Origin of the sequence: Streptomyces sp. NPDC048825, from assembly GCF_043198355.1 — a bacterium.
Lineage (GTDB): Bacteria > Actinomycetota > Actinomycetes > Streptomycetales > Streptomycetaceae > Streptomyces > Streptomyces xiangluensis.
This window is the reverse complement of the sequence record NZ_JBICUR010000002.1, coordinates 124673-150603: the sequence shown is the minus strand read 5'-3', so window position 1 is coordinate 150603 and position 25931 is coordinate 124673. Positions and strand designations below refer to the sequence as shown.

At 67.8% G+C, this 25931-nt stretch carries 28 protein-coding genes, 1 tRNA gene and 3 pseudogenes; 12 read left to right on the top strand and 20 right to left on the bottom strand.

Going from position 1 to position 25931, the window contains the following annotated elements; genetic code table 11:
• Nucleotides 1-40: 40 nt before the first annotated feature.
• From ACGFNK_RS06030 to ACGFNK_RS06000, 7 genes and pseudogenes are all read right to left on the bottom strand, one after another.
• Nucleotides 41-220 (bottom strand): annotated as a pseudogene (locus tag ACGFNK_RS06030) (DUF2252 family protein); the annotation flags it as partial.
• A gap of 160 nt (nt 221-380) precedes the next feature.
• A complete protein-coding gene (locus ACGFNK_RS06025) occupies nt 381-905 on the bottom strand; it encodes a MarR family winged helix-turn-helix transcriptional regulator (RefSeq protein ID WP_393412408.1) in 525 nt (174 codons plus the stop codon).
• 47 nt (nt 906-952) lie between these two features.
• A complete protein-coding gene (locus tag ACGFNK_RS06020) occupies nt 953-2002 on the bottom strand; it encodes a branched-chain amino acid ABC transporter permease (protein ID WP_393412406.1) in 1050 nt (349 codons plus the stop codon).
• Nucleotides 1999-2871, bottom strand: coding sequence for a branched-chain amino acid ABC transporter permease (locus tag ACGFNK_RS06015; protein ID WP_393412404.1), 873 nt, complete (start codon nt 2869-2871; stop codon nt 1999-2001). Before ACGFNK_RS06015 ends, ACGFNK_RS06020 begins: the two co-directional genes overlap by 4 nt.
• Nucleotides 2868-3623 (bottom strand): ABC transporter ATP-binding protein, encoded by a 756-nt coding sequence (locus ACGFNK_RS06010; protein WP_393412402.1) that lies wholly within the window; start codon nt 3621-3623, stop codon nt 2868-2870. The genes ACGFNK_RS06015 and ACGFNK_RS06010 overlap by 4 nt, the downstream gene beginning before the upstream one ends.
• Entirely contained in the window at nt 3620-4390 is a 771-nt protein-coding gene (locus tag ACGFNK_RS06005; RefSeq protein WP_393412400.1) for an ABC transporter ATP-binding protein, read from the bottom strand. The genes ACGFNK_RS06010 and ACGFNK_RS06005 overlap by 4 nt, the downstream gene beginning before the upstream one ends.
• 4 nt (nt 4391-4394) lie before the next feature.
• On the bottom strand, nt 4395-5711 hold the full coding sequence (locus ACGFNK_RS06000) for an ABC transporter substrate-binding protein (RefSeq protein WP_393412398.1): 1317 nt from the start codon (nt 5709-5711) through the stop codon (nt 4395-4397).
• 844 nt (nt 5712-6555) lie between these two features.
• On the opposite strand from ACGFNK_RS06000, the gene ACGFNK_RS05995 reads away from it, so the two are divergent.
• Together ACGFNK_RS05995 and ACGFNK_RS05990 are read left to right on the top strand one after the other, a co-directional pair.
• On the top strand, nt 6556-6639 hold the full coding sequence (locus tag ACGFNK_RS05995) for a 50S ribosomal protein bL37 (RefSeq protein ID WP_372496954.1): 84 nt from the start codon (nt 6556-6558) through the stop codon (nt 6637-6639).
• Nucleotides 6640-6943: 304 nt separating this feature from the next.
• Entirely contained in the window at nt 6944-7240 is a 297-nt protein-coding gene (locus ACGFNK_RS05990; protein ID WP_393412396.1) for a GYD domain-containing protein, read from the top strand.
• A gap of 93 nt (nt 7241-7333) precedes the next feature.
• Here the strand turns inward: ACGFNK_RS05990 and ACGFNK_RS05985 are convergent, their stop codons facing one another.
• Nucleotides 7334-8170 carry a helix-turn-helix domain-containing protein gene (locus ACGFNK_RS05985; protein WP_393412394.1) on the bottom strand — a complete coding sequence of 279 codons (837 nt, stop codon included), beginning with the start codon at nt 8168-8170 and terminating at the stop codon, nt 7334-7336.
• 112 nt (nt 8171-8282) lie between these two features.
• On the opposite strand from ACGFNK_RS05985, the gene ACGFNK_RS05980 reads away from it, so the two are divergent.
• The 3 genes from ACGFNK_RS05980 to ACGFNK_RS05970 all read left to right on the top strand — a co-directional run bounded on the left by ACGFNK_RS05980 (nt 8283) and on the right by ACGFNK_RS05970 (nt 10723).
• Entirely contained in the window at nt 8283-8885 is a 603-nt protein-coding gene (locus ACGFNK_RS05980) for an NADPH-dependent FMN reductase (protein ID WP_393412392.1), read from the top strand.
• 5 nt (nt 8886-8890) lie between these two features.
• Nucleotides 8891-9859 carry an aldo/keto reductase gene (locus ACGFNK_RS05975; RefSeq protein ID WP_393412390.1) on the top strand — a complete coding sequence of 323 codons (969 nt, stop codon included), beginning with the start codon at nt 8891-8893 and terminating at the stop codon, nt 9857-9859.
• A gap of 480 nt (nt 9860-10339) precedes the next feature.
• A complete protein-coding gene (locus ACGFNK_RS05970) occupies nt 10340-10723 on the top strand; it encodes a hypothetical protein (protein ID WP_393412388.1) in 384 nt (127 codons plus the stop codon).
• A gap of 479 nt (nt 10724-11202) precedes the next feature.
• Here ACGFNK_RS05970 and ACGFNK_RS05965 read toward each other — a convergent pair whose 3' ends face one another.
• On the bottom strand, nt 11203-11637 hold the full coding sequence (locus ACGFNK_RS05965) for an Rrf2 family transcriptional regulator (RefSeq protein ID WP_393412386.1): 435 nt from the start codon (nt 11635-11637) through the stop codon (nt 11203-11205).
• 128 nt (nt 11638-11765) lie between these two features.
• Between ACGFNK_RS05965 and ACGFNK_RS05960 the strand changes: the two genes are divergently transcribed.
• Complete coding sequence (locus ACGFNK_RS05960) at nt 11766-12521, top strand: SDR family NAD(P)-dependent oxidoreductase (RefSeq protein ID WP_393412384.1); 756 nt, start codon at nt 11766-11768, stop codon at nt 12519-12521.
• Nucleotides 12522-13087: 566 nt separating this feature from the next.
• On the opposite strand, the gene ACGFNK_RS05955 is transcribed toward ACGFNK_RS05960, so the two are convergent.
• From ACGFNK_RS05955 to ACGFNK_RS05940, 4 genes are all read right to left on the bottom strand, one after another.
• Nucleotides 13088-13648, bottom strand: a complete 561-nt coding sequence (locus ACGFNK_RS05955; protein ID WP_393412382.1) for a hypothetical protein — start codon at nt 13646-13648, stop codon at nt 13088-13090.
• Nucleotides 13649-13868: 220 nt separating this feature from the next.
• Nucleotides 13869-14252, bottom strand: coding sequence for a hypothetical protein (locus ACGFNK_RS05950; protein WP_393412380.1), 384 nt, complete (start codon nt 14250-14252; stop codon nt 13869-13871).
• Nucleotides 14253-14551: 299 nt separating this feature from the next.
• Nucleotides 14552-14683, bottom strand: coding sequence for a hypothetical protein (locus ACGFNK_RS05945; RefSeq protein WP_393412378.1), 132 nt, complete (start codon nt 14681-14683; stop codon nt 14552-14554).
• 134 nt (nt 14684-14817) lie between these two features.
• Nucleotides 14818-15339, bottom strand: a complete 522-nt coding sequence (locus ACGFNK_RS05940) for a hypothetical protein (protein WP_393412376.1) — start codon at nt 15337-15339, stop codon at nt 14818-14820.
• Nucleotides 15340-15437: 98 nt separating this feature from the next.
• Here ACGFNK_RS05940 and ACGFNK_RS05935 point away from each other — a divergent pair, with 98 nt between their 5' ends.
• Nucleotides 15438-15578: a hypothetical protein gene (locus tag ACGFNK_RS05935; RefSeq protein ID WP_393412374.1), complete on the top strand. Its 141-nt coding sequence runs from the start codon at nt 15438-15440 to the stop codon at nt 15576-15578.
• A 358-nt stretch (nt 15579-15936) separates the two neighbouring features.
• Nucleotides 15937-16242 (top strand): hypothetical protein, encoded by a 306-nt coding sequence (locus ACGFNK_RS05930; RefSeq protein WP_393412372.1) that lies wholly within the window; start codon nt 15937-15939, stop codon nt 16240-16242.
• Nucleotides 16243-16515: 273 nt separating this feature from the next.
• Here the strand turns inward: ACGFNK_RS05930 and ACGFNK_RS05925 are convergent, their stop codons facing one another.
• A complete protein-coding gene (locus ACGFNK_RS05925) occupies nt 16516-17010 on the bottom strand; it encodes a hypothetical protein (protein WP_393412370.1) in 495 nt (164 codons plus the stop codon).
• A gap of 217 nt (nt 17011-17227) precedes the next feature.
• Entirely contained in the window at nt 17228-17725 is a 498-nt protein-coding gene (locus ACGFNK_RS05920; protein WP_393412368.1) for a lactococcin 972 family bacteriocin, read from the bottom strand.
• Nucleotides 17726-17893: 168 nt separating this feature from the next.
• Between ACGFNK_RS05920 and ACGFNK_RS05915 the strand changes: the two are divergent.
• The 3 genes and pseudogenes from ACGFNK_RS05915 to ACGFNK_RS05905 form a co-directional block, all read left to right on the top strand.
• Nucleotides 17894-18085 (top strand): annotated as a pseudogene (locus tag ACGFNK_RS05915) (hypothetical protein); the annotation flags it as partial.
• An 11-nt stretch (nt 18086-18096) separates the two neighbouring features.
• Nucleotides 18097-18258 (top strand): hypothetical protein, encoded by a 162-nt coding sequence (locus tag ACGFNK_RS05910; RefSeq protein ID WP_352371973.1) that lies wholly within the window; start codon nt 18097-18099, stop codon nt 18256-18258.
• Between the two features lie 320 nt (nt 18259-18578).
• A pseudogene (locus ACGFNK_RS05905) lies at nt 18579-19184 on the top strand (tyrosine-type recombinase/integrase); the annotation flags it as partial.
• 68 nt (nt 19185-19252) lie between these two features.
• On the opposite strand, the gene ACGFNK_RS05900 reads toward ACGFNK_RS05905, so the two are convergent.
• From ACGFNK_RS05900 to ACGFNK_RS05880, 5 genes are all read right to left on the bottom strand, one after another.
• A tRNA-Arg gene (locus ACGFNK_RS05900) sits at nt 19253-19328 on the bottom strand.
• 508 nt (nt 19329-19836) lie between these two features.
• Nucleotides 19837-20493, bottom strand: coding sequence for a TetR/AcrR family transcriptional regulator (locus ACGFNK_RS05895; protein WP_393412366.1), 657 nt, complete (start codon nt 20491-20493; stop codon nt 19837-19839).
• Between the two features lie 378 nt (nt 20494-20871).
• A complete protein-coding gene (locus tag ACGFNK_RS05890; protein ID WP_393412364.1) occupies nt 20872-21558 on the bottom strand; it encodes a DUF3159 domain-containing protein in 687 nt (228 codons plus the stop codon).
• A gap of 342 nt (nt 21559-21900) precedes the next feature.
• Nucleotides 21901-23586 (bottom strand): IclR family transcriptional regulator C-terminal domain-containing protein, encoded by a 1686-nt coding sequence (locus tag ACGFNK_RS05885; RefSeq protein WP_393412362.1) that lies wholly within the window; start codon nt 23584-23586, stop codon nt 21901-21903.
• Between the two features lie 142 nt (nt 23587-23728).
• Nucleotides 23729-25009, bottom strand: coding sequence for a M6 family metalloprotease domain-containing protein (locus ACGFNK_RS05880; RefSeq protein ID WP_393412360.1), 1281 nt, complete (start codon nt 25007-25009; stop codon nt 23729-23731).
• A gap of 255 nt (nt 25010-25264) precedes the next feature.
• On the opposite strand from ACGFNK_RS05880, the gene ACGFNK_RS05875 reads away from it, so the two are divergent.
• Entirely contained in the window at nt 25265-25909 is a 645-nt protein-coding gene (locus tag ACGFNK_RS05875; RefSeq protein WP_393412358.1) for a TetR/AcrR family transcriptional regulator, read from the top strand.
• Nucleotides 25910-25931: the final 22 nt, after the last annotated feature.

Here is a 25931-nt window from a genome sequence, read left to right as displayed (position 1 = left end):
CGAGCCGAGCGTCCTCTCCCGGGTCAGGCGTCGCCGCTGCCAGGTACGCGGCGATCGCGATGCGGTCGCCGGACCGCGCGTGCGCACTGGTCAGCGTGGCCTCGCACACTTCGCCGAACGCCTGCATGTCCTTCGGCCGCATCCGCTCCGGCAGAGCGATGCCCTTCCAGTCGCTGAGCTGGCGGACCTAGAAGTCGCGTTGCCTGCCGTCGATTCCGTCAACGGCGCCTCTCGGGCCCGGTGGCCCCACGTCATGCTGTCGACAGGGGGGAACAGCCATGCCGGGCCCGGAGGCCGGCGGTCCTCCTGCAGCCGGAGTTCCGGGACTGCTGACGCGGGAAAGCGGGGCGGGCCGGGCGGTGGCCCGCCGGTCCGGGGCGTCAGCCGTGGTCGCGTCCCGTCAAGGAGGCGAGCCCGTCCTCCAGGCCCTGACGGAACGCGGACCGCCGTTTCTCCGGTATGTCGTGCAGCAACCGGTCCTCCAGCTTCTGCACCGCCGGCGCACACGCCGCCAGCAGTTCCTGCCCCTCCCGCGTCAGCCGGGCCTCCATGATCCGCCGGTTCCCCGGGGCATGGGCGCGCTCGATCAGCCCGCGCTCCTCCAGCGCGCGCACGATCTCGTGCATCGTCTGGGGTCTGACGAAGGAGCGGCGGGCCAACTGGGCGGAGGAGAGCCCGCCTCGGTGCTGAAGCACGGTCAGGGCCGTGTACTGGAACGTCGTGAGCCCGTACGGCCGCAGGGCCTCGTCCATGAAGTGACGGATGGCCAGTTCGAGTTGCTTGACGAGATAGATCGTCAGCGGGCCCTTGTGGCCCTCGGGGTCCGGATCGGGATCCGCACCCGCACCCGCACCCCGAGCCGGAGCTGGACGCGGAGCCGGATCCCGATCGGCTGCCTCCGCCATCGTGCGCACCTCTTGCTCGGTCGTCGGGGAGGTCGGGCAGGCCGTCATCAAGGTCGGACGACCGGTGTCTTCACCCGATAGCCGACAGGTAGTAGTTCCAGGTCACGTCGGCGAGCCACGGTACCCCACAGCCCATGGGGCATCCACAGCGTCATCCCGATGGCGAGGGCACCGAGCCCGATCAGGTACCAGGTGCCTCCGTTGTCCCCGAACCAGTCCTGCACCAGGAAGAACACGATCGCTCCGATGATCGGTCCTTCGAAGGTGCCGAGGCCGCCGATGACCACCATGAAGATCATGTACGCGGACCAGTGGACCCCGAAGATGGAGTCCGGCTGCACCCGCAGGGTGCTCGCGAGGGTGAGTCCACCGGCCGCGGCACCGCCCACCGCCGCCAGGACGAAGACCAGCCGTTTCGCCGAGGTGACCCGTACCCCGACGGACGCCGCGCCCACCGGGTCGTCGCGGATCGCCTCCAGCGAAGCCCCCAGCCTGCTGCGCAGCAGCATGAACACGGCCAGCAGCAGCGCACTCATCAGCGCCAGGGCGAGCCAGTACACCTGGGCCTGCCGCACCGCCGGATCGGTGGCCGACAGATCGGTGAGCGAGCGGCCGGAACCGCCGCCCAGCGAAGGCGTGTTCACGACGACCAGCCGGAAGAACTCCGCGATCGCCCACATGCCGATGGCGAACTGCCCACCGGTGAGCCGGAACGCGAGCAGCGAGGTGGGTACGGCGACGGCACCCGCGAGCAGGGCTGCCAGGACGACCGCGAGAAAGGGGCTGACGCCCCGGTCGACGAAGAGGAAGACTCCGTACGCGCCGAGGCCGATGAAACCCTGCTGGCCGACGGAGACCAGACCGGCGTAGCCCGCCAGCGCGTTCCACATGGCCGCGACGATGACGAGGACGAACAGGGTCGTCAGCTTCGCGGTCGCCTCGGGCGTGAAGACGAAGGGCGCGAACCCCAGGGCGAGCAGCAGGGCGGCCAGTGCACCGGACGCCGTACGGGAGACGGGGGTCCACCGGTGGATGGTGGCGGTGCCGGTGGCGAGGGTCATCGGTGATGTGGTGGTCACCGGTGATGCGGCGGTCATGTGCGGCTCCTTCTCATGCCGAGCAGTCCCTGCGGACGGAAGGCCAGGACCGCGAGGAACACCGCGTGTCCGGCGATGATCGAGAAGCGCGGATCCACCTGCGCGCCGACCGTCTGGGCGACGCCGAGGACCATGCCTCCGACGAGCGTCCCCCACAGCGAACCGAGCCCTCCGATCACGACGACCTCGAAGGCGAACAGCAGCTGGGTCGGTCCCATGGACGGGCTGAACGACGACCGCATCGCGAAGAACGCTCCCGCCAGCGAGGCGGTGGCGACGGCGATGGCGGCGGCCCAGGCGTACACCCGGCGGCTGTCGATCCCGACCAGCTCGGCGGTGTCCGCGTCGGCGGCGGTGGCGCGGATCGCCCGGCCGATGCCCGTACGGGCGAGCAGCAGTTGCAGCCCGCCGAGCAGCGCGACCGCCACAGCCACGGTGAGCAGGCCGAGATACGGGATGCTCACCGACGACCCGAGCTGGAGACCGGCCGTGGACAACGAACCGACGTCCAGGGAGCGGGAGTCGGCGCTGAAGATCTCCAGCAGTACGTTCTGCAGCACGATGGCGAGACCGAAGGTGGCCAGCATCGACGACATCTCGCCGGTGCGCAGCGCCTTGCTCAGGATGCCCCGCTGCAACGCCACTCCGACCAGGCCCATCACGGGCAGGACCAGCAGTACCGCGAAGAACGGGCTGATGCCCACGGCGGCGGCCAGCACGGCGACGAGGAACGCGCCGAGGACCGCGAGGTCGCCGTGGCTCAGGTTGACGGTCCGCATGACGCCGAACATCAGGGAAAGGCCGCAGGCGAAGAGCGCGTAGACACCGCCGAGCATGACGCCCTGCACGATGGCGTTGATCCAGTTCATGCCGGCTCCTCCTGAACGGTTGCGGCCGTGGCGCGGTCTGGGGCCGCCGCCCGGCTGAGTCCGAAGTACGCCTCGACGACCTGTTCTCGGGTGACCTCGTCGGCGGGTTCGTCCAGGACGACGCGGCCTTCGAGCATGCACAGCACGCGCCGGGCCACCCCCAGGGCGCGGCCGAGGTCCTGCTCCACCAGCAGCACCGTCGTACCGCCGGAGAGGATCGTGCCGAGCGAGTCGTAGAGGGTGTCGATCACGATGGGCGCGAGGCCCAGCGAGACCTCGTCCAGCAGCAGCAGCCGGGGGTTGGTCATCAGCGCTCTGCCGATGGCCACGGCCTGCTGCTCGCCGCCCGACAGGTTGCCGGCGCGCCGCTTCAGCAGCCCGTCGAGCAGCGGGAAGGCGGCCACGACGGCTGCCAGATCCCACGGTCCGGGGCGGCGCACCCGGGAGGCGACCAGCAGGTTCTCCTCCACGGTGAGATCGGCGAAGAGCCGCCTCCCCTCCGGGACCAGTGCGATCCCGGCCGCGACACGGTCGTGGGCCCGCCGGTCCGTCACCTCCACACCGTCCAGGCGGATATGGCCCTCGGCCGGCCGGTGTGCTCCGGCGACGGCCCGCATCAGGGTGGACTTTCCGGCACCGTTGGCCCCGACCACGGCCACGACCTCGCTCTCGTCCACGGCGAAGGAGACGTCGCGGACGGCGCGCAGCAGACCGTGCCGTACTTCGAGATTCTCGACCGACAGCAGACTCATGCCGCGCTCCCGAGGTAGGCCTCGACGACCCGGGGATCGGACATGACGGCGTCCGGTTCGCCCTCGGCCAGGACCTGGCCCTGCGCGAGACAGACCAGCCGGTCGATCACCCGCAGAAGCGCGTGGATGACATGCTCGATCCAGACGATGGCGATGCCGTCGGCACGCAACTGCTGGATGGTGGCGATCAGTTCGTCCGTCTCGGCGTCGGTGAGGCCACCGGCGATCTCGTCCAGCAGCAGCACCTGCGGATCGGTCGCCAGCGCCCGCGCCATCTCCAGCCGCTTGCGCTCCAGCAGGGTGAGCGCGGCCGCGGGCCGGTTGGCCTGGCCGAGCATGCCGCAGCGCTCGAGTACGCCGAGTGCGTGCTGCTGCGCGGCCCGGCGCCGGTGCGAACCGCCCTGCACCGATGCGACCAGTACGTTCTCGTAGGCCGTCATGCCGGTGAAGGGGCGCGGCACCTGATGGGAGCGCCCGATGCCGCTGCGGCAGCGGCGGTCGACCTTCCAGCGGGTCACGTCCTGACCCTGGAAGGTGACGCTGCCCTCGGAGGGGGCCTGGGCCCCGGAGAGGATGTCGAGCAGGGTCGTCTTTCCGGCGCCGTTCGGACCGACGATGCCGAGGGCCTCGCCGGGGGCAAGGGTGATGTCGATGCCTTCGAGGACGACCAGGTTGCCGAAGCGTCGGTGAATGCCGTTCGCCGCGAGCACCGGCGGGGCCGGGGAGGCCACCGGGGCGGCCTCCCCTGTCCCCACGGTGTCGGTCACCGGCTCAGCGGAGGGGCTCAAGTTCGCCTCCGAGCGGGATGTCACGGAACGCACCGTTGTCGACGATGACCGGCTCGACGGCGAACTTGCTGCCCCCCGTGGCCTTACGCCACTGCGCCATGACCAGCGGCTCGGTGGACACGTTCTTCACGGGCCCGGACGTGAAGTCCAGCGGCCCGGCGACGGTGGTGAGCTTGGCCTTGCCGAGGGCGGCCGCCAGTTCCCCCCGGTCCTTGGGGTCGGAGGTCGCCTTCAGCGCGTGGACCGCGACCTCGAAGAGCGCCATGTTGGACCCGATGACCTGGTTCCACTGCTTGCCCGTCGACTTCTCGTAGTCGTCGGCCAGTTGCCGGGCGGTCTGGTCGGTGAGGGTGGAGGTGTACGGGAACTGGGGCGACCACCAGAAGCCGGCGCTGAGGCCGTGTCCGAGCGGCCCGAGCGCCTCGATCTGGGAGGGGAGGAGCCCGGTCTTGGCGATGCTCGCGATGCGCGGCCGGTAGCCCTGCTGCCGGGCCTGCTTCCAGAACGTGGCGAAGTCGGGCGGCAGCGGGAAGGTGTTGAAGATCTCCGCGTCCGCCTTCTTGAACGCCGCGATCTGCGCGGAGAAGTCGTTCGTCCCGTCCTCGTACGCCCCCGGGTCGACGATCCTGAACCCGCTCTTCTTCAGCTGCGGCCCGAGCCCCTGCCGGATCGCCTTGCCGTCGGGGTCATTGGGCCACATGACGCCGACCCGCTTGTTGGTCTCCACCCCGCCCTTGGTCCACAGGGAGACGTACGCGGCATGGATCTCCGCGACGCCGATGAAGAAGTGGTACGTGTACGTGAACGGCTTCTCGGGGGTGGCACCGCGGCCGAAGTACCAGGCCTCCCATGGCACGGCGGTCGACAGACACGGGATCTTGGCCGCCTCGCACGCGTCGGCGACGGGGTTGACCGTCTCCGGGGTGGAGGTGACGAGCATCAGATCGATCTTCTCGCTGTTGATCAGATCGGCCGCGACCTGCGCGGCGGTCTGCGGATTCGACTGACTGTCGCGGTCGATGATCTCGACCGAGTACTTCTTGCCGCCGATCTGCAACCCGTCCTTGAAGGTGGCGCGCAGCTTCTTCATCAGGAACGCGTTCGGCTCGCCGAAGCCCGCGGCCGGGCCCGTGCTGGGCGAGACGTAGCCGATCCGGAGCACCTTGTCGGTCTGCGCCGAGGACTCCTTGATGCCGCCGCAGGCGGTCAGCAGACCGCCTGCCGTGAACAGCCCGGCGGCTCCGGCCGTTCCCCGGATAATGGATCTTCGGGACAAATTGCCGTTCGCGGGTGTGCTCATGGGTGCGCTCATGAATGCCTCCGGGCACGTCGAGGGAGCGGAACTGAGGGTGGTGAAGCTGCTGGGAGAGCCGGAAGGGTGGCTGAAGCCGCTGGGGGAAGCCAAAGCCGGCAGCAGAAAGCGGTGGCGGGTTCCTTCGCGTCCCGGTAGGGCCAGGCAACGTGCTCGATATCAGGAACCCTGATGATGACCCTGATGATGCACACCGTGGCGCCGGATGACAAGGGCATTGCCGAGACGTATCGAACGCGCTCTTCGGGTGCCCCGCCAGGCGCCTCGGAGGGAGAGAAGTTGCCGCCACGGCCTTGACGAGGCCCGCTCGGCAGGCGTAATTCTTTCTCAGGTTTCCTGACATGCGAGCGGGGCGGACCGCGCTCGACGCACGCCTCGGCCCCTCAATCCCACGCCCACATGCCCGCACGCACAGTCACACCCACAGACGAAGCCGAGGCCGTAGCCTCACGGCTGCGACCGCGGCACCGCCGATTCCGCGCCCACGTCGGCGACCAGTACGCCGCCCTTGCCGCCGGGCAAGGGGAGAAGCGCGAGTCCTGGAGGGCCGAAACCACGGACGACCTCGCCGAGCGCGAGGAAGCTTCACGAGCCGAATTCCCCAGGGCCTTGGCGGGGTGGCGGTCCGGTCGAAGCGGTGGAACTCGGGGTACGCCCATCGGCGGAGTCGGTCGCGCCAGGTCGGCCTGTTGGGCCACTCCCACAGTCAATGCACGTGGTCAGCGAGCTGCGCCGGAGCGCCAGTAGGGGCCCTGTGACGGCGGCACGGCTGATGCGGACACCCCGGGCCGAATCTAGACTATGAAGGCATAGAAAGTCCCGATTCAGGGAGATGTGCACCGTGGCCAAGCGAGGGAACAAGCGACGCGGCCGTAAGAAGAAGAAGGCCAATCACGGCAAGCGCCCCAACGCCTGAGCCAACCGATCAGACGGCCGAGGGGCCCGTGTCTTCGCCGCCCGGCACGCGCTCCGGTGCCACGCCAAAGGCACCATGGTCTGTGCCGGGCAGTCCTCGGAGAAGGTGACGCTGATCCATCAGCCCTCCGACGACGAGAGCTTGTGGTGCGCCTGCACCCCATGACGCTGACACATCTCGATTGTTCAACTGTGCTCACTCGTATTACTCATTTTACTCATTCGGGGGCGCATCCTCTGCATGTTTCGGCGGTTATGCCCAGGATTGGCCTTGCGATGTACTCCCTCAAGAAGGTGAAAAGACCATGCCGACGTATGTCACGTTGCTGAACTGGACCGATCAAGGGATCCGGAACTACAAGGACACCGCGAAGCGTGCCGAGGCCTTCGCCTCGGGGGTACAGAAGATCGGGGCGAAGCTCCTGAACATCTACTGGACCGTCGGTCCGTACGACCTGGTGGCCGTTGTTGAAGCGCCCGACGACGAAACCGCCACCGCGGCGCTCCTGCAACTCGGCGGAATGGGCAACGTCCGTACCACGACCCTGCGGGCCTTCGGCCAAGAGGAGATGGATCGCATCATCGCCAAGGCCGCCGGCTGAGGCACGTCAGACCTGGTGACCAAGGGCCCCGGACCATGGGTCGGTCTCTGACACAACGGGACGCGACTCGACGTCGATGAAGGTCAAGGTGGGTCAGGAGATGGCCCGGAGCCGGCTGGGGGATCGGCCGCGGAGTTGGTCGACGGCTTGGGCCGTCCTTTCGTCCGCCGGGAGGAGGACGACCAGTTGCTGGGCGTCCGAGGAGAGTTCGAGCGTCTCGCGGAGCAGCCGAAGTTCGCATCCGGACGGGTGGTTGAGGTGGAGAGCTCCGCGTCGCGGAACCACGTGACGGTTCAGGCGGCGCGTGAAGTCGGGGCCGGCGGTGGGGGCGAGTTCTGCCGTGAACCACTCGGAGTTCTCGACGGACGGTGCGAGCCACAGGTCGAAGACCTGCTCGTCCGCGATGTCGTCCCAGTCCGCGAAGAACGTCCGGGCGCGAGGGTCGGTGAAGAGGTAGCGGGTGAGGTTCGGGGTGTCGGCGTCGAGCAGTCCGGTTCCGCTCGTCACCGACTCGTAGCCGCTGGTGTGGGCGAGGATGTCGCCCAGCCGGTTGGTCACCATGGCGATCCCCGGTTCAAGGAGGCGGAGTGTCTCCAGGACCGACGGACGGACATCGCGGCGGGGTGGTGCGGGCCGGGTGTGAGCGGAACATTCGCCGCCAGTGATCTTCGCGAGGTAGCGCAGGTGGTTGCGTTCCGAAGGGCCGAGGCTGAGCGCATCCGCAAGCGCGTTCACGACCGCCACCGACGGATTGCGGTCACGGCCCTGTTCTATGCGGGTCAGGTATTCGACGCTGATGCCGGACCGCGCGGCGAGATCCAGGCGCCGTAGACCCGGTGACCGACGGCGGCCGTGAACCGGCAGTCCCAGCGATTCCGGCTGGATGCTGTCGCGCTTTGCCCGGATGAAGTCCCCTAACGGCGTACCCATGTTGGGAGCGTACGGTGCTGCCCGCTGATCATGGACTGCTCAGACTGGCCCTGCGCGGGCCAGCCTGAACACGGTCTGGCTGGGGCCATGGTGCGGCCTGATCGTGATGGGCATGGAGAAGAACAAGTACAAGCTGGTGATCATCGTTGGAAGCGTCCGGGAAGGACGGTTCGGCCCGGTTGTGGCCTCGTGGGTCGCCGAACAGGCCGGCATTCAGGGTGGTTTCGATGTGGAAGTCGTCGATCTGGCCGAGATCGACATCCCGTTGTCGCTTCCTGCGACATCGCCGAAGTTCGCCGGGGATGGTTACCCTCGCCCGACCGGGATGGCGGCACTGACGTCGGCTCTGGAGGGCGCTGACGCGGTCATCGTGGTCACGCCGGAGTACAACCACAGCTACCCCGCGTCGTTGAAGGCGGCCATCGACTGGCACTTCACCCAGTGGACGGCCAAGCCCGTCGCCTTCGTAAGCTACGGCGGTGCAGCAGGTGGCCGACACGCGGTGCTGCACCTGGAGAACGTGCTGACCGAGTTGCACGCGGTGACGATTCGCGATGGTCTCGCCTTCCCGAACTACTTCACGGCGTGGCAGGACGGCCGTCCCCTCGACCCTGAGACCTCCGGGTACGCCAAGACGCTGCTCGACCAGCTGGCCTGGTGGGCGGGCGCGCTCCGGTCGGCACGCAACGCCGCTCCCTACCCGGCAGGAGCGTGACGACGATGGAGTATCTCCCGCTCGGGCGCTCCGATCTGTCGGTCAGCAGGATCGCGCTCGGCTGCATGGGGTTCGCTGATCCGGCGCGCGGAGTCAACCCCTGGGCCCTGGACGAGCAGTCTGCGGCACCAATTTTCCGGCGCGCCGTCGAGCTGGGCATCACCCTGTGGGACACCGCGAACGTCTACGGCGGCGGCACGTCGGAGGAGATTGTCGGCCGAGCCGTGCAGAAGTACACGCGGCGGGAGGATGTCGTCATCGCCACCAAGCTGGGGCTCCCGATGCACAACGGCCCCGGGGGCTCGGGTCTGTCACGCAAGGCGATCCTCAGTCAGGTCGACGCCTCCCTCACCCGCCTCGCCACGGACTACATCGATCTCTACCAGGTTCACCGGTTCGACCCAGGGACTCCGGTCGACGAGACGATGGAAGCCCTCCACGAGGTGGTGGCCGCCGGGAAGGTCCGGTACATCGGCGCCTCTTCGATGTGGGCGTGGCAGTTCGCCAAGATGCAGCATTCCGCGACGCATCACGGCCGCACAAGGTTTGTGTCGATGCAGAACCAGTACAACCTCGTGCAGCGCGAGGAGGAGCGGGAGATGTTTCCGTTGCTCGCCGACCAGGGCGTCTCCAGCCTGCCATGGTGCCCACTTGCCAAGGGGTATTTGGCCCGGCCATACGGACAGATGACCGGCCGCTCGGCGAGCGATCCCATCGGACAGCGGTTCTTCGGTGACGTCGATCGGCCCATCGTCGATGTCGTTCAGCGAATCGCGGCAAGGCGTGAGGTCCCCATGGCTCAAGTCGCTCTCGCATGGGTCCTCGGCAACCCCACCGTTGCCGCACCCGTCATCGGCGCGACCAGCCCGGCCCACCTGGACGACGCGGTGGCCGCCCTGGCCGTGCAACTCGACGAGACCGAGATCGATGACTTGGAGAGCCGATACAAGCCCCGTTCACCAACCGGGTTCTGAAGGCCGATTGCCGCTGCGTGGTGGTGCACCAGTGCACACCTTCGAATGCGCGGTAAACGCCAGGCTGATGCTCGCGGCCATCCTGGACATGGAGCACCACCCCTGATCCGGGGCCGTCCTGGGAGAGGCCGGCGCCGCCACGGCGGGGCAACACCGGCCGATGCGGCCGGGGCCGACCGCTTGGGGGTTGCGCCCCGGGCTGCGCCCCTCGCCACGCGATCTTGATAACCGTCGTCGCAGCGATGTGACGTGGGTTCAAATCCCACACCCACCGCAGGTTGAGGCAGCAAGGAGGCGCCCTGGCAGCGATGTTGCTCAGAGGCTCCTTCGCTCTACGTGGACCGCTGCAGTCCGTGATTCCCCGCTGCTCCCCGAGCGATCGGGCACGGCAGGGGCGCGGCGCGGAAGGGCAGAGTGGCTATGCTCGCTGCGAGACGGGAGATCGGAGCGAGGTTCGTCTCAACGGGCGCGGGAGGTTCCATGACATTGGATGAACAGTGGTACGTGCTCGTCGAGGCAAATTACGGCATTACCGACACAAAGTGGCGGCTAGAGGAAAAGCACCACGTTGTGGGCGACCGGTCGACAGCGCTGTCGCGGGCGGAGGAGATCTGCCGAACTTGGTGCACATGGTTCCTGAAGCCGGAGGAGTGCGTCCGGACCGTCTTTGAGACCTCCGATACGAGCTGGCTGGTGGAGCTGACCACAGAGCGGTGGACGGAGTCGGACGACCGGGCTCACACCCTCAAGGAACACTTCCGAGTCACGGTCGCGCGACTGGTCCATGCCAAGGAAACCCCGCCCGCCCATCCGCCTGAGAAGAAGGCCGGGGCCATACGTCGGGCCTTCGGCGGCGGAAGGTAACGGACTCCCAAGGTGCTCGTGTTCCCTGCCGGGCGTCGGCCGCTTGGTCGGCGGAACGACTTTGGCCGCGGGAGCTGTTTTGGGGCGAGTGATCACGGCCCGTAAGCCTCCGGCGAGTCGGGCAGTCTGTGGACCGGGATGTCAGAGGGCCCAGCTAGGAAATGTCCTAGCTGGGCCCTCTGAGCTGGTGCCCCCGGCAGGACTCGAACCTGCGACACCCGCTTTAGGAGGGCAACAGGATCTGTAGCCCATGGCTCCTACCTGCTTCTTTCGTCTTCAGGATGGCATCTGGAGTGCCTGAGTGGGCAGGTTTTGCCTGTGGTTCACGGCCAGGAGCATGGCTACCGCGCACCTGGCTTTGTACGAGCTCGTAGGACACGGTCTGATACCGCAACGGTCTTTGGCGTGCTGGTTGCCAGGCCATTCGCCGGCCTGGGCATGGATGGGGGTCTTGGTGATGTCAGGGCGTAACGGGGAGGCTAGCGAGGTGCCGCGAGTACGTCCCGGAGTACGTTCGCGAGCGTGACGCGGGCCAGCTCGTGTCTCAGGGTCTCCTCGATGCCGTCGTAGATGCTCTGCATTGCCGGCTGGATGCCGTGACCCACCACGCATCCCTGGTCCGGGGTGGTGCGGTGCATTGCGAACAGCGGGCCGGGTTCCACTGCCTCGTACACGTCGAGCAGGGTCATCGACTCCAGCTCGCGTGCCAGCGACCAGCCCGCGCCCACGCCCCGCCGGGACTCCACGAGCCCGGCCCTGCGCAGCTCGCCGAGCAGCCGTCTGATCACCACGGGGTTGGTGTTCGCGCTGGTCGCGATCTGCTCGGAGGTGGCGACCTCATGGCCCTGGCGCTGGTAGAGGCCGATCCAGGCCAGCGCGTGGGCGGCGATGGTCAGCCTGCTGTTGGCGCTCATGGGCTCCTCCTCTCGGTCGCAACGCTTCATGTTACGACAGCTCAGTCGTAACAGCGAAGGTTGCAACAGACTGTCGTAACAATTAACGTTGCGACTGCCGGGAAGGGTCAATCAACGAGGTGAGAAGAATGAGCAAGCCACTCACGGGCAAGGTCACCCTGGTCACCGGAGGGTCGCGCGGACTGGGAGCCGCGACCGTACGGCTGCTGGCCGAGCAGGGCGCCGACGTCGCCTTCACCTACGTCAGCTCCGAGAAGCAGGCGCAGGCCGTCGTCGACGAGGTGCACGGCAAGGGAGCCAAGGCCGTCGCCTTCCAGTCCGACCAGGCGGACACGAGCCGGGCGCCGGCGCTGATCGACGACGTGGTCGCGCACTTCGGCGGCCTGGACATCCTCGTCAACAACGCGGCGATCTCGGTGGAGCAGGGCCGCACGGTGGACGACCCGGACGCCGACACCGCCGCACTGGACCGGATGCACGCCACCAACTACCTCGGCGTGATCGCCGTCATCCGGGCCGCCTCCCGAGTGCTGCGCACGGGCGGCCGCATCATCACGGTGAGTTCCGGACTGGGCTCCCGGGTCGGCGTCCCGGGCGTTGCCGACTACTCGGCGACCAAGTCAGGCATCGAGAGGTACACCATGGGGGTCGCACGGGACCTCGGGCCCCGCGACATCACAGCCAACGTCGTGGAAGCCGGACTGATGGACAGCGGCATGCAACCGCCGGACCCCGACACCCTCAAGGCCCTGCTCAGCTCGCTGTCCCTGCAACGCATGGGGCACCCCGACGAAATCGCCGCGGCGATCGCCTTCCTGGCGAGCCCCGCCGCGTCGTACGTCACGGGCGCGGTGCTGGACGCCCACGGCGGCTACAACGCCTGAACCCGAACTCCTGCCGCGCGCCCCGAAGGACATTGCGCCTTCGGGGCGCGCACCGCCGACGACCCGCGTGTGCGTGGACACGCCTCAAGAAGCCCGGATCGTGATCGTGTTACGAGCTCTCAAGGGTGACTATTCGTGATCGGCGGCCGGGATCCGGCGAAGGAAGCAGCCAAATCGTCAGCGATTTTCGCTGACATCGCTGACGGTTTCGGAGGTGAGCGCCTCCAGTAGCGATGCCGCGTTACTCAGCGTGCACGCTGCGGGGGCGGGGCGACCGGCTGAATCCGGGTGCCTGACGGTGGCAGGGCCAGACGACTTGTCGGAGGTCGGCCCGTGTCCCGTCTTAAATGATCTGGTTCTGAGTCGGGCCGTTGACCTGCGGCGACCAGTTCAGTTGAGACGTGGGGGTGCCGGAAATCTTGGGTGATGTGGTCCTGGGCGGGTGCATGTCGGCTGCTATCTCAGTTGATCTGGTCCGGGTCTTGCTGGCGCCTTCGGTAGCGTGAAGGGAAGGCCACATGAGAAGAACGAAGATCAGAGACAGCACCAGCTGAGACGCACCAGACTCACGGATGTTGGTCACGGCCGAACAACAAGGAGACGACGCTCTCCCCGGTAGGCCAGTAGTCGGGCGAAGCGTTCTTGACTCGATCCTCGTAGAGTTCTTCGGCCCGGCGCATGTTGGCTTCGTCGAGCTTGCCGCGCCTCGCGAGGGCCGCCGCCATGCTTAAGGCCGCAGGAGCGGTCAGCGGGGACTCGTAGACCTCCAGGAATGCCTGCGCCTCCTCCTCGGCGTTCCTCCCAGCCCGCCACTGGGCGTCGATCTCGATCCGTTTTCGCCGCTCGTCAGCCGCCATCTGCCGCCGCTCGCGAGGCGTTATCTGTCGCCACCGGTCAGCCTCCATCCGCCGCCGGTCAGCCGCAGCGCGTTGCCGCTCCCGCCGCTGTGCGAAGTACGCTTGGCCCTCGGGGCTGTCGCGCCACTCAGGGCCTCCCTTCTCCACGACCAGCATCAACTCGTAGTCCGTAGAGAACTTCGCACGGAGCCACAGCCACGCCCACCGACACCACCGTATGAACCCCATGCTCCTCCCGCCCCTCAGTGATCTCAGCATGGCGACGGGCATGGCGAGTGTCCATGGCATCAATCCGCTCGATGTTCGTTGGTAAGGGACATCCAGATCACCTGAGACCGCAAGCGAATCGGGCCAAATCACCTGAGACGAGGACCAGATCCTTGGAGGCGGGACAGCTCGCCCCATGCGTGCGGGGCCCGACTCGGGCGTCCCGTCTCACCGAAGATTGACCGGTCTCACCGAACCTTGACCGGTGCCGCTCCCCATCTCGTCAGAGCGATGCAGAGCAGTGGCCGTGTGCCCAAGCACGCTCCTCGATGTAGCGCGTCAGCGCCCACGTGCTTGCCACCCACAGGTGGATCCGTGCGGCCCCGGCCTCGTCCGGGCTGTCGACGGCGGCCCGGTTGGCGTAATGGACCGGGTCCGTACTCGTCGTGGTGGTGACGACGTCACCCCAGGTGCCGCCGAGGGTGATCATGGCACCTCGCAACGCACCGGCAGAGTCGTCGGCGTCCAGTCTCATCGGCCCGAGCACCGCATCTGCGCCGTCGTCGCTGACCTGGATGCGACAGTCCGGCTCGCCGATGCCCGTCCGGATCTGCCGGGCGAGCCGCTCGGCCACCCCGTGTACGGGTGGTTCCGCTTCGATCTTCACCGAAAGCATCAGCCCGTTCAGGTCCTGCAGCAGATCGACGAGCTCTGCGGCCTCCTCGGTCGTCAGGCCCCCTCGCCCACCGGATCTGCATCGTTGCTCTCCATGAGGAAGCACTCTGAGTGACCCGCCGTACGGTCGTCAACAGAGTGAGATGAACGCCCACGACATCGGTCAAGGTTCAGTGAGATCGGCCGATCTTCCGTGAGACGGGACATCGGGCCCCAGCTTGCCGGGGTTCCCCATGGGGAACCCCCTTCGTCCTCACCTTCTGTTTGATCACCTACAGGTAAAGCAGGTACTCAGCGCGGATTGTCGGCGCCAGGCGGGTTCCTCGGGATCCGGTCCGACTCCTTCATGCTCAGCCGGTCGTCGTCCTCCATCGGCAGATGCCCGACGCGGCTCCGGAGAGCCGCCCGGAAATGAGTCGCCACGCGAAGAGTCCAAGGCGTTGCGACAGCCGTACGGGGCCCGGATGTGGCGGACGTTCACCGGTCGGCCGACGTCGCCTTCGACTGGCGCGCCGGAACGGTCGCCGGCCCGGCCCTCTGAACGGGGATGTCGGGGGTCAGGCGTCGGATGCGTCCGGCGTTGGGCGCTCGTCAGGCTGCTGGTCGGCGCCGGGGTCCGTCGGAGGGGGCAGCGGAGGGCGGCTGACAGGTACCTGCGTGAGTCGGGTGTGCCGGGGATCGACATGCAGGCGGGCTGCATTGATGAAGTGCAGCCGGGCGGTTTCCATGCGGTCCCTGGCCTGTCGCCACACCTCCTCACCGGGTGCGGTCTGCTGGATGAACTGGTCGCGGTGGTCCCAGAACACCTCGTCCATGGTTGCTGCGGCCGCGACGACAGCCGGGCTGCCGACCAGCCAGATCGTTCCCAGAGCCACATTCCACGGCACCCAGTCCACCGGATCGCCGTCACGCCACGCCCGGCGCAGGGCGAGCTGGATGCGGGTGGACTCAGCCACGATTGCGGCGCAGGCTTCGATCTGTTTGTCCCGGGACCAGTGCATGCGCTCGGCTCGACTGGTGAGCAGGGAGCCGGCCAGGACACCGATCAGCGCGGCTGCCACACCTCCGACAGTGGTCACGGTCGTTGCCCAGTCCACAGACTTCCGTCCCCCCTTCGCGGCTGTCGCTGTGGTGCTGTCTCTGCCCGGCAACGCCCCATTGGTATGCACCCAGCCCAGTGCAAGAAGGGCGTTTCGGCCATACCTGTCTCGTCGGCCTGGAACACGACGACAGCGGCAGCAGCAGCGTCTGGGGCTGCGTCGTCTACATCAGCGGCGGCGGGAACGAGCGCCTGATCCCCGGCCGCCCCCTCTTGTGATCACTCGGCTATGACGGGCATGTGCTCAGGTGCTGGGTGTCTTCTCCCGGCCAGCGACATCGAGTTGTTCAGGGGGCCGCGTTCCCGCCTGGCGGGAATTCGAGAAGGAAGATTTCCGTCCTGCGGGTATTTCGACGCTCTCCGCCGTTCCGACCTTGCAGGCTCAGCCAGCCTCAGGGGATCAAGGAACGACGGAGGTGGACTTGAGGCCCAAACGAGGGTGGACTGCGGTCCTTGCGCGTCTCGAGGACTTGGAGTGCAAGGTCGCGGATCTGACGGCAAGAGTGGCCGCTCTGGAGGAAGAAGAGCCGCCAGGCTCGAAGGAGTGCCCGGCGCGGCGGCCGCAAGGGGGCCGCGGATGGCGTGGCTGACGCGGATCATCGCGGACGCGCAGGTGGAGTACCGGCTGCGGCAGCAGGCCGGCTGTGCCGTGGTCGAGTCGTCCGCCGAGGAGACCGTCGTCATCGACGACGGCGAGGACGCGGCCGTCGATTACCGGCTGAGGCCGGAGGGCGGCGCCCCCCTGGTCTGGATGGGCTCCGGGCTGAGGGCGGTCGGCCTGGCCGACGGCCAGGCCCTGGACGAGGCCGTCTTAGGAGCGAGGTGGGGCCGTGTGCTGGCTGACCTGCGAGATCCTTGCGACAGCTGGTGGCGGCCTGAGTAGCCGTCAGCCGCCCCAATTCCCCGTGGTTCCCCGCTCCTTCTGGCACGGCTGTGGCACGTGACCTCTTCGTCCCGAAGCAACTTCGGTATGGGTTCTGCCTTGGGAGGGCGCGCCCTTCACCTGCGCTGATGGTCCGCAGACGTCCGAACTCGTCCGCCGTTGTTCGTCGGCGTTGTCACGCAGTTAGACACGCACCCGGGGCCCTGCCATGGCTGCGCCCCGGCAAGCTGTCATCAAGTCCACTCGAACTGGCATGAACAGGATCACGAGACACTAGCCAACGCCCACCCCGGCGGAACGAATACGGCGAGACCTCCACCAACCCCAGACCGTGTGGCCCACCAGAGCGATCGCAACGGCAACAGCCGTGAACCGAACGGTGGTCCAGGTACCCAGAACAACCTGACTCGGTCCACGCGACTCCGTCTCCAGACGCATGGAAGTCTCATAAAAAGCCACCAGGGGAACAAGCAGCCGGAAGAACAGGCCGCCGATGCCCGGCACCTGTGCGAGGTTCCCCAGGAGCCCAAGGGGTGCTCCGAAGAAGAATGCCAGCACACCCCAGAGGGCAATTCCAGATGATCCCGCACCTGAGGAATCCAGTCCGCCCAGGGAGGCCAGGTTTCCCTTAGTCAGGTAGTAGGTCACGACACCGATAGCCAGCCCCAGAGGCGCGAGAACAACCGATTCGATTTTGGACCGGCGGAAATAACCCACCAGAAACGCGTAACAGGCCCACGGCCACCCACCGGTGAAAACGGCGCCCACGGCCGCACCTGGACGGCCGCCCCAATGCTCAACGGTAGGCCCTATCAGGCCAAGCAACAAGCCAAGCCCGAGTGGCACCGCAAACGACGCGGCCCGAGCACCCCATAAGTCCACTCTCTCTCCCCTTCCGGCCCTAATGCGGCATTACTCCGGGCCCGTGTGCGCCCGGAGTAATGCCCCACCCGAGGGAGATCAACCCTCATCACGGCGGACACATTTATGCATTACTGTAAAATGCATGGCAGGTCCATGCCGCACCTTGTGTTGAGCTGGCGTAGGAGGTCTCCCCCTTCGCCACCCAGCCACTTGAATGGTCGACGTTCCGGACCCTGACCGTTGACTTGTGCTTCACATCCGCGATGTAGTTCGAGTAGCATCTCTTTCCAGCTGACACCAGATCGTACCCATAGCACCACTTGCCATGAGTCACATTCTGGCAGGTATTCGCTTTCAGCTGAACGGCCGAATCTTTGATTTCTAGCTTTACCACGCCCCACTCGGAGGGGTTACCCAGCTCCGCTGGCGGATTGACGCCGTCACCCCTCTTGTGGATGACGGGCTGCCCAGGTATGAGGCCGTCGCTGGCCTCAACTGCGGAATTGCCGGTACCGGTTCCGCTCTGAGCGTCGTAGGCCGCCGCCGGGGCGACTAAGCTGGAAACCGCAAGCGCGGCGCCCGACACGGCGAACAGTATTGACTTTCCAAGCTTTTTCACGTTACTCCTTCTCCGCTCCCCGCTATCGGGGGTTCGGAGAGATCTTCTACGAGGGCGCTATGGCGGTCAAGACTTGGCCGATTTACGGCCCCGGCACGGCCTGAAACCGTTGTCCGGGCGGTGGTATTCACGGGTGGGGCCATAACGCGCGGCCACGGCACGCGTCTTGTCGGGGCCCATAACACCCCCGCCGTCCTGGCCACCGTCCGCGACCTGATCCGTGATGCTCTCAAGCTGGCCGGGCACGTCAACATCGCCTCCGCCCGACGCGCCCACACCGACCGACACCCAGCACAACAGCTGGCACCGTCGTCGCTGGCGAACTCGGTGCAGTCTCTGCCGCTCTTGCTGGATATGTGAGTAGAACATTCGTGAAGTCGCAGGAAACTGCTGCCGAGCATCTGCGCGCTTATTTCGATCAGCCGCTTGAGTTCTCCCGCTATCTGGCTGCTGAACGACTGATTGCTGACGCACGTCTCGAAACAGAGCAGCGGGCGGAAATCCAAATTTCACAACCTGGACAAGGCAGGTAGCTCCTGTCAGCCTCAGCCCACCACTCTCCTCAGCTCCCATCCCGTCTGCCCGGCTCTGCCTGGGTCGACGGCAGACGGGATGGGAGCTCCCCGCGCACGCCACCAATCGGCCGGCACTCGCGAACGGCGCCCCTGCCATCTCGGAGCCTGAGAGCCCCCGCCGGAGGCATGCTTTGAGCGTTGCCGCGCTCCGTGGTTCTCGACTCATGGTCACCGGCCTGAACCACATGTGGGCGCGCGTCGGCGCAGCCCGCGCGGAGCGGGCCGAAGGCAGGAGCGGCGCGCGGAGCGGAGCGCAGCCGGGGCTTGAACCCGTAAAGAAGACGCTGGACTTCCTCGCCGCTTCCCGCAAGGACCCGCTCTACGCGGCCTTCGTCCTAGCCATCGTGATGGGGCTGCGTCGGGGCGAGATCATCGGTCTGCGGTGGACTGACGTCGACCTGGAGCAGCGCGTCCTCTACGTCCGCCAGCAAACCCAGCGGCGGCGGGGCGTTCTCTATGACGACGACCTGAAGGGGCGTCGCCGTCGGGCTGTGCCTCTTCCAGCCATGTGCATCGCCCCTCTGCGGTGGCACCGGATGCGGCAGGCGGCCGCGAAGGAACGGGCGGGGGAGAGGTGGCAAGAGAGCGGCTACGTCTTCGCGACGCGCACCGGTCGCCAGGTCGAGCCGCGCAACGTCTACCGCTCCTTCACTCGGGTTGCCGAGTCCGCCGGCCTTCGCGTGATCCGGCTGCACGACGCGCGGCACGGCTGTGCCACCATCCTCACCGCTGCCGGGGTCGCGCCTCGCGTCGTGATGGAGATCCTGGGCCACAGCCAGATCAGCATCACGATGGACGTGTACACGCACGTCGTGCAGGACACCCAGCGGGAGGCCATCAGGCACATGGACCGGCTGCTCAAGAGGCGCCCCGGTCGTCAGTGACCGTGCTCGTTGATGTCAGATGTGGATGTCAAAGGCCACCTACGGAGATTCGTAGGTGGCCTTTTGCCTGGTGCCCCCGGCAGGATTCGAACCTGCGACACCCGCTTTAGGAGAGCGGTGCTCTATCCCCTGAGCTACGAAGGCGGGGGCTTGTAGAAAACCTTGGAGAAAATCCAGGAAGTGGATCTTCGGCAGGAAACACAAGCCCGCTGGTCAGACACGGTACGACGCCTTGCGCACTGTCACGTGAGCAGACAACGCGACGTACCAACGACTGACCAGGGATAGCGTAGCGGATGCGCGCCGACGAGGGTCCTCTGTATAGGAGCAGCAGAGCGGGACGGCAAGTGAGGGTGCTTCTGACCTGCCACTTCTGTGGTTTCAGCGAACGATTAGTGGACGCTGAGGGGCAGGAGTCGAGGCGGTTGGACCGTTCCGCTCCCTGCGTCGGCTTGTGGGGCTACTTGGCGCTGTCTCGCGGCGCCTGGCATGACAAGGCCGCCCCTTGTTCTCCGGCGGTAGGGGTCTTTTTTGCGATGCACGCAGGCCCGGAGCTCGCGGTTCTCGGAGTTCCCTGCCTACCTGAGCCTCGTGCCACGCGCCCGCCGGCCGTGGTGCAGACCGCGTACCGGCTAGGTTCCGTGACCCGGAGCTAAGGGGTGACCGGGTCCCCGACAGCGCCCCCGGTGGCGGTGCGGATGGCGTGCGCGACGCGTTCGGGGGCGTCGGCGAATTCCCGGGGCTCGGTGCCCGCGAGGAGGGCGGCGCCGATGTCCTCGTTGATGACCCGTAGAGCAGCCGAGGCTGCTGCGGAGTGCAGGCGTACCTGGAGGTCGTCGGCCGGGAGCTGGAGTCGCACCGCGACGATCCCGGCCATTTCGCGCTCCACCTGGTCGCAGGCCATCAGCCAGGCAGTGCGAATGGTCGGCTCCTTGTCGGCCAGCCGGATCATTTTCATCGCGAGCGCCTGGTCGGCCAGCTCGATTTCGTCGGCTTCGCGGCCGAATCTCTTGCTCTCCGCGGCGAAATGCTCTTCGAGGGAAAGATCCGCAGGCCAGCTGCGCAGCATGGACATCTCCCACTCCACGCCTCGCATCACGATGGGCTCGGCACAGGCCTCCTTGCTGCGGAAGTGGCGCCAGATGGTGCGAGTCGACAGGCCCACGGCCTCGGCGATCTGGTCGCCGCCGGTCCTGTCCACGCCCTGCTCCCAGAAAAGGCGGGCCGCTTCCCGTGAGATCTCCAGTCGCAGGCGATGGCGCCGTTGGTCACTCATCCCGCTGCGCTTGGTCGATGCCACGCCGGCCATGTCCGCTCCCTGCTCACGTCAGCACATCGAGTGTCACAACGACAGTAAGTGACTCTTGGCCGCCAGCTCGGTGGCAGCGTGTGCGATCACATGCGAGTACTGGTCGTGGCATGAGCGTCCGTGCCGGCGAGGATGGCGACGAACACGCCGACCACCAGACCGGACGCCGTCTGAAGCACCTGCCGAGGAGGCATCGTCGCCGAGGGTGCGTCTTCGGGCCGGCAAGGCGTCCTTGGGATTCATTGCGCTTTCCAAACTCAGATCAGAGACGGGTCCACGGAGAACTGGGTGGGGGGCCGGTACGTGCACCGGCGGCCGAACGCACCGGCATGCGGCCTGTCCGGCACGCGGACGGTGGTTGATCGGGGGATACGCAGGTCAGGAGCGCCCGGCGTGCCGCAGGCCGACAGCCTTCAGCCTCTTGTCCGAACACCGGGCGGCCCAGGCGACCACCAGGAGACCCAGAGCCAGGAGCGGGTAGCCCATGGCGAGCTTGGCGAAGCCGAGCGAGCCGACCTCGTCGGCCTCGTAGAGGTACCGCTGGACGACGAACCTGGCGCCGAAGATGAAGGCCAGGACCAGGGTGGCGACGTCGTAGTACAACCGGGAGTGCCTGTCCGCGCGCCAGATGCTGCCCTTGCCAGTGGCCGAGTTCCAGAGCACACCGGCCAGGGGCCACCGGGCCAGTACGGAGGCGAGGAAGAGGACGGCACCGGCCAGGCTTCCCCAGATGCCGATGAGGAAGTAGTCCTTGGCGGATCCGGTGTACCAGGAGATGCCGGCAGCGATCGCGACGCCGAACAGTCCGCCGAGCGCCGGCTGGATCGACTCCTTGCGCGTCAGCCGCTCTGCGGCGATGCCCACCGCGAGGGCGACGGAGGCGATGATCGCCACCTTGAGCCCGCGAACGTTGTTGGCGACGACGAACGCCACGACGGGCAGCGCCGAGTACACGAGCCCCTTGGTGCCTCCGGCCCGGTCGAGGGCCGACGCCTGCTTCCGATCGTCTGTCGTCCGCTTCGCCTGCATGTCGGTCGCCGTCTCTGGGAAGGTTGTGGTCTTCATGGTGATCAGCTCTTCCGGGTTCGTCTGGGGACGAGCCACGACCCCGTTGCGTCACTTAGTGACAGGTTGGCATTAAGTGATGTGAACAGCTACCCCTGCACGTGTGATCTGGCTCATAGGCGAAATGCCGGCGCGGGTGACGGACATGGAGCGCCAAGCTCAGCGGTTGATGCCGTCATTTAGTGACAAAGGGTTCATCGCACCGCCCGTCGGCGCGAGTGTGTCCCCCTCACCGGACGGGAGTGCCCGCGGAAGCGGAGTGCAGAGCATCGACCGCGGCGGCGAAGACGTCGGGGGTGACTAGGTGGCGGAGCCGCAAACTCCAGTGCGAACCAGGCCGACTCAGGACGCCGGTACCCGTGTGAACCGCCCCGCCACCCGCAAGTCCGCCTCGATCGCGTCCACCGTCGCGCGCAGCTCCGGCAGTGCCTCCTCGACGCACTGCTGCGGAGTGCGTCGCGAGCTGTGCATGGCGACGTTCACCGCTGCCACCACCGTGCCCGTGCGGTCGCGGACCGGGACCGCGATGGAGCGCAGGCCCTCCTCCAGTTCCTCGTCGACCAGGGCGTAGCCGTCCTTTCGTACGCGGTCCAGGACGGCCGCCAGTGAGGAAGGGTCCGTGATCGTGCGCGGGGTCAGCGCGGGCACGGTGGGTGTGGGGCGTTCGGCGGGGGGCAGGTCCGCGAGCATGACGCGGCCCAGTGAGGTCGCGTACGCGGGCAGGCGCGTGCCGATCGTGATGTTGGCGCTCATGATGCGGCTGGTGGCGACGCGCGCCGTGTACTGGATCTCGTCGCCTGCCAGGACCGCCAGGGACGCCGAGTCGTGGAGGCGGCCCGCCAGTTCGGCCAGGTGCGGTGCCGCGATCTGCGGGAGCGTCGTGCGGGACAGCGGTGGAAAGCCGAGGCCCAGGACGCGGGGCGTCAGCGCGAAGGTCCGCCCGCGCGAGGTGACGTACCCCAGGTGCTCGAGGGTGATCAGCGCCCGGCGGGCCGTCGCGCGCGCGAGCCCGGTGGCCCGCGCGACCTCCGTGAGTGTCAGCTCGGCCCGCCCCTCGCCGAACGACGTCAGCACGGTCAGCCCGCGCGCCAGCGACTCGACGAACTCCCGGCCCAGCTCCTGCTTCGACGCCCCCGTCCAGACCGCGAGTCCCGACGGAGCGGCCGGAGGCACTGCAGGGGCCTCCCGCAGACCGGCGCGCAGATCCCCTTCCATGGCGCGCACGGTCTCCCGCAACCGGGGCAGCAACGTCTCCCGCAGCGAGTCCGCCGTGTGCCGGCTGGTGTGACTCACCACGCTCACCACACACGCGATACGCCCACTGCCGTGATCGCGTACGGGCATGGAGAGGGCGACCAGACCCGGCTCGATCAGCTGGTCGTCCAGCGCCCACCCACGCTCGCCCGTCTCCCGTGTCCGCTCCTCGAACTCCTTGTCCGCGGTGGGACGTTCAGCGGGCGGCAACGCCGGGAAGCCCCGGTCCTCGGGATCCGCCGCCCGCCGCTCGCGCCACCGCGCCCAGTGCTCCTCGTCCCACTCCGTGGCGAACAGCGGCCCCGGCGCGGTGCGTTCGGCGGGCAGCAGATCGCCGATACGGAAGCTCAGCGACATCGCCCGCCGTCGGGTCGCCTGGTGGATAAAACGGATCCCGTCCCGGTCGGCGACCGCCAGCGAGACCGACTCGTCCAGCTCGTCCGCGAGCGCGTCGGCCCGCGCGTCGAGCAGCCGGGGCAGCCGCAGCGCGGACAGATACGCGTTGCCCAGCTCCATCAGGCGCGGCGCGAGCATGGCGTCCCGCCGGTCGAGGCGTACGTACCCCATGCGCTCCAGCGTTGCCGCGATCCGGTCGACAGTGGACCTGGCAAGGCCCGTCGTCCGCTCCAGGCCGCTGAGACTCGACGTCCCGCCCGCCTCGGTGAGCCGGCGCAGCACGGCGATCCCGCGCATCAGCGGGGCGACGGCTTCCGCGGGCGCGGGCGCGCCGACATCGGGGCCGCCGGGCGCCGGCGTGAGGTCTGTCGATGGCATGGGCTCTCGGGTTCTCGGCTTTCCGTGACGGTGTCCGGAACACCGTAACCACCGCCCAGCACCGACGAGCCCCGCAGGAGCCACCCGAGTCCGAACCGGAGCCGCACCACGTCACCGGCGCCCGGCGCCCGGCGCACACCCGTCACCGGCGCGTGACGTACACCCGCTGATTCCCGTCCCCGTCGGTTTCCCCGACACGGATCCGGATCCCCGCCCCCGCGTCCTTGAACTGCCGCCCCGGCCCGAACGCCGCATCCGACAACTCCGCGTGTACGTTCGGGCTGCGCGTGCACCCCCCGCTGTCCTTGGTGGAGTCGACGACGTTGATGGGGCCGTGCCCGGTGTCGACGTCCGCGTCCACCTTGTAGACGAGTGCGCCCGACTTGCAGACGTCCTCGTCATTGCCTCCGGGGGCGCGCAGCTCGACCGCGTACCCCCTCTTCGCGTCGATCGGTACGAAGACCAGCTTGCGGCCGCCGCGTTCGGGCAGCGGGGTCAGGACGTGCTCGGTAGTTCCGGGTGCGGTCACGCAGGCGACCTGGTCGTCGTCGAGCCAGCCGAGCTTCCACTTGTGCCAGGCCAGCAGATCGTTACCGACGCCCCAGTCCTCGCTCATGATGTCCCAGTGCCCGACCGCCCCGCCCCCGTCCTGGGTGTAGAGGTCGGGCAGGCCGAAGACATGGCCGTTCTCGTGGGGGAGTACGCGATAGCCGGTCTTGTCGTACGAGCCGGAGCCGTCGTCCTGGCGGCTGTAGATGAAGGACGCGTTGGCGACGGGCGCGCCGTCGGCGACCGGCGCCTCCGCGTTGCCCGCGAAGGTCACCGACAGGACGGTGTCCAGGGCGGAGGGGCCCGCGTTCGGGGTGACCAGGACATTCAGCAGGTCGTACGCCTTGAAGTCCACCTTCGGATCGGCCACGGACACGAGGTCCTCGACCAGCTTCCGGTACGCGGGATCGAAGGGGGCGCCGCGTTCTATCCCGTACGCCTTGAAGGGCTTGGGCATCCGCAGCCAGTCGCGGACGGGGGCCGCGGGGCGGTAGTCGAGACGGCCGTACGAACTGGTGCGGAACCAGCGGGTGGTCTGCGGGAAGAACTCGCGGTAGCGGTCGAGCGCGCTGCCCCTGCCGGGCGCGTCGGAGAAGTCGACCATGAGGTTCAGGGCCCGGACGGTGCCGGTGGAGCGGGCGTAGCCGGGTGGGGTCGGTATGCCTTCCGACAGCTGTACGTCCACCGCGCCGCTGATCATGCAGGGGCCGAGCGCCGCCGGGCGAGCCGTCGCGACCGGTCCCGCCGCCGTCGCCGAACCGGGCGGCAGCCGGCCGCTGTCCGCCGAGGTGCTGACCACCAGCGTCAGCAGGGTCACCGAGGCGAGGGCGGCGGCACGGCGGCGCGTACGTATCCGACGGCTGGAGGGCTGCATGCAGGGGGCCTTTCGCTCCAGGCAGCCTGCTGTCTCCGGCTGCACCCTGTTCGATCACCCTGTTCCGCCTGCCGATCGGGCGCGCGCTGGAGGAGACCGAACGTGGGTTTCATCCAGGAGAGGCTGTGACTCGGATCACAGGAAATCTCCTCAGGCGGGAAATATCCGGGGAGCGTCTCCCCGTTTAGACCTGTGTCCGCGCGAAACGGGGAGTCCCTCCCCGGATCGCGATACATCAGCACTCAGGAGTACGCCGTGCAGACCGCAACCCCCGTGCAGCGCAGGGCACCACGGCCGCGCGCCGACGCCCTGCGCAACCGGGAGCGGATCGTCACCGCCGCCCGGGAGATGTTCGTCGAGTTCGGCCCCGACGTGCCGCTCGACGAGATCGCCCGCCGGGCCGGCGTCGGCAATGCCACGGTGTACCGGAACTTCCCGGACCGCGACGCACTGGTGCGGGAGGTCGTCTGTTCGGTCATGGACCGTACGTCGGAGGCTGCCGAGCGCGAGCTCGCCGAGACCGGCGACGCGTTCGAGGCACTGTCGCGCTTCGTGCACGCCGCCGCCGACGAGCGGATCACCGCGCTCTGCCCGATGGTCTCCAGCACCTTTGACCGGCACCACCCGGATCTGGAAGCCGCGCGCCAGCGCATCGAAGACCTGACCGAGCGATTGATGGAGCGCGCCTGCGTGGCCGGGCAGCTCCGCCCCGACGTGGGCGTCGGCGACATCATGATCGCCGTGGCCCAGCTCAGCAGGCCCCCGGCCGGTACCGGATGCCTGAGCCACGACCGGTTCGTCCACCGACACCTGCAGCTGTTCCTGGACGGTCTGCGGGCGCCGGCCCGCTCCGAACTGCCGGGCACGGCCGCGACCATGGAGGACCTGCGACGAGCCTGACTGATTAGTCCCGACCGATTAG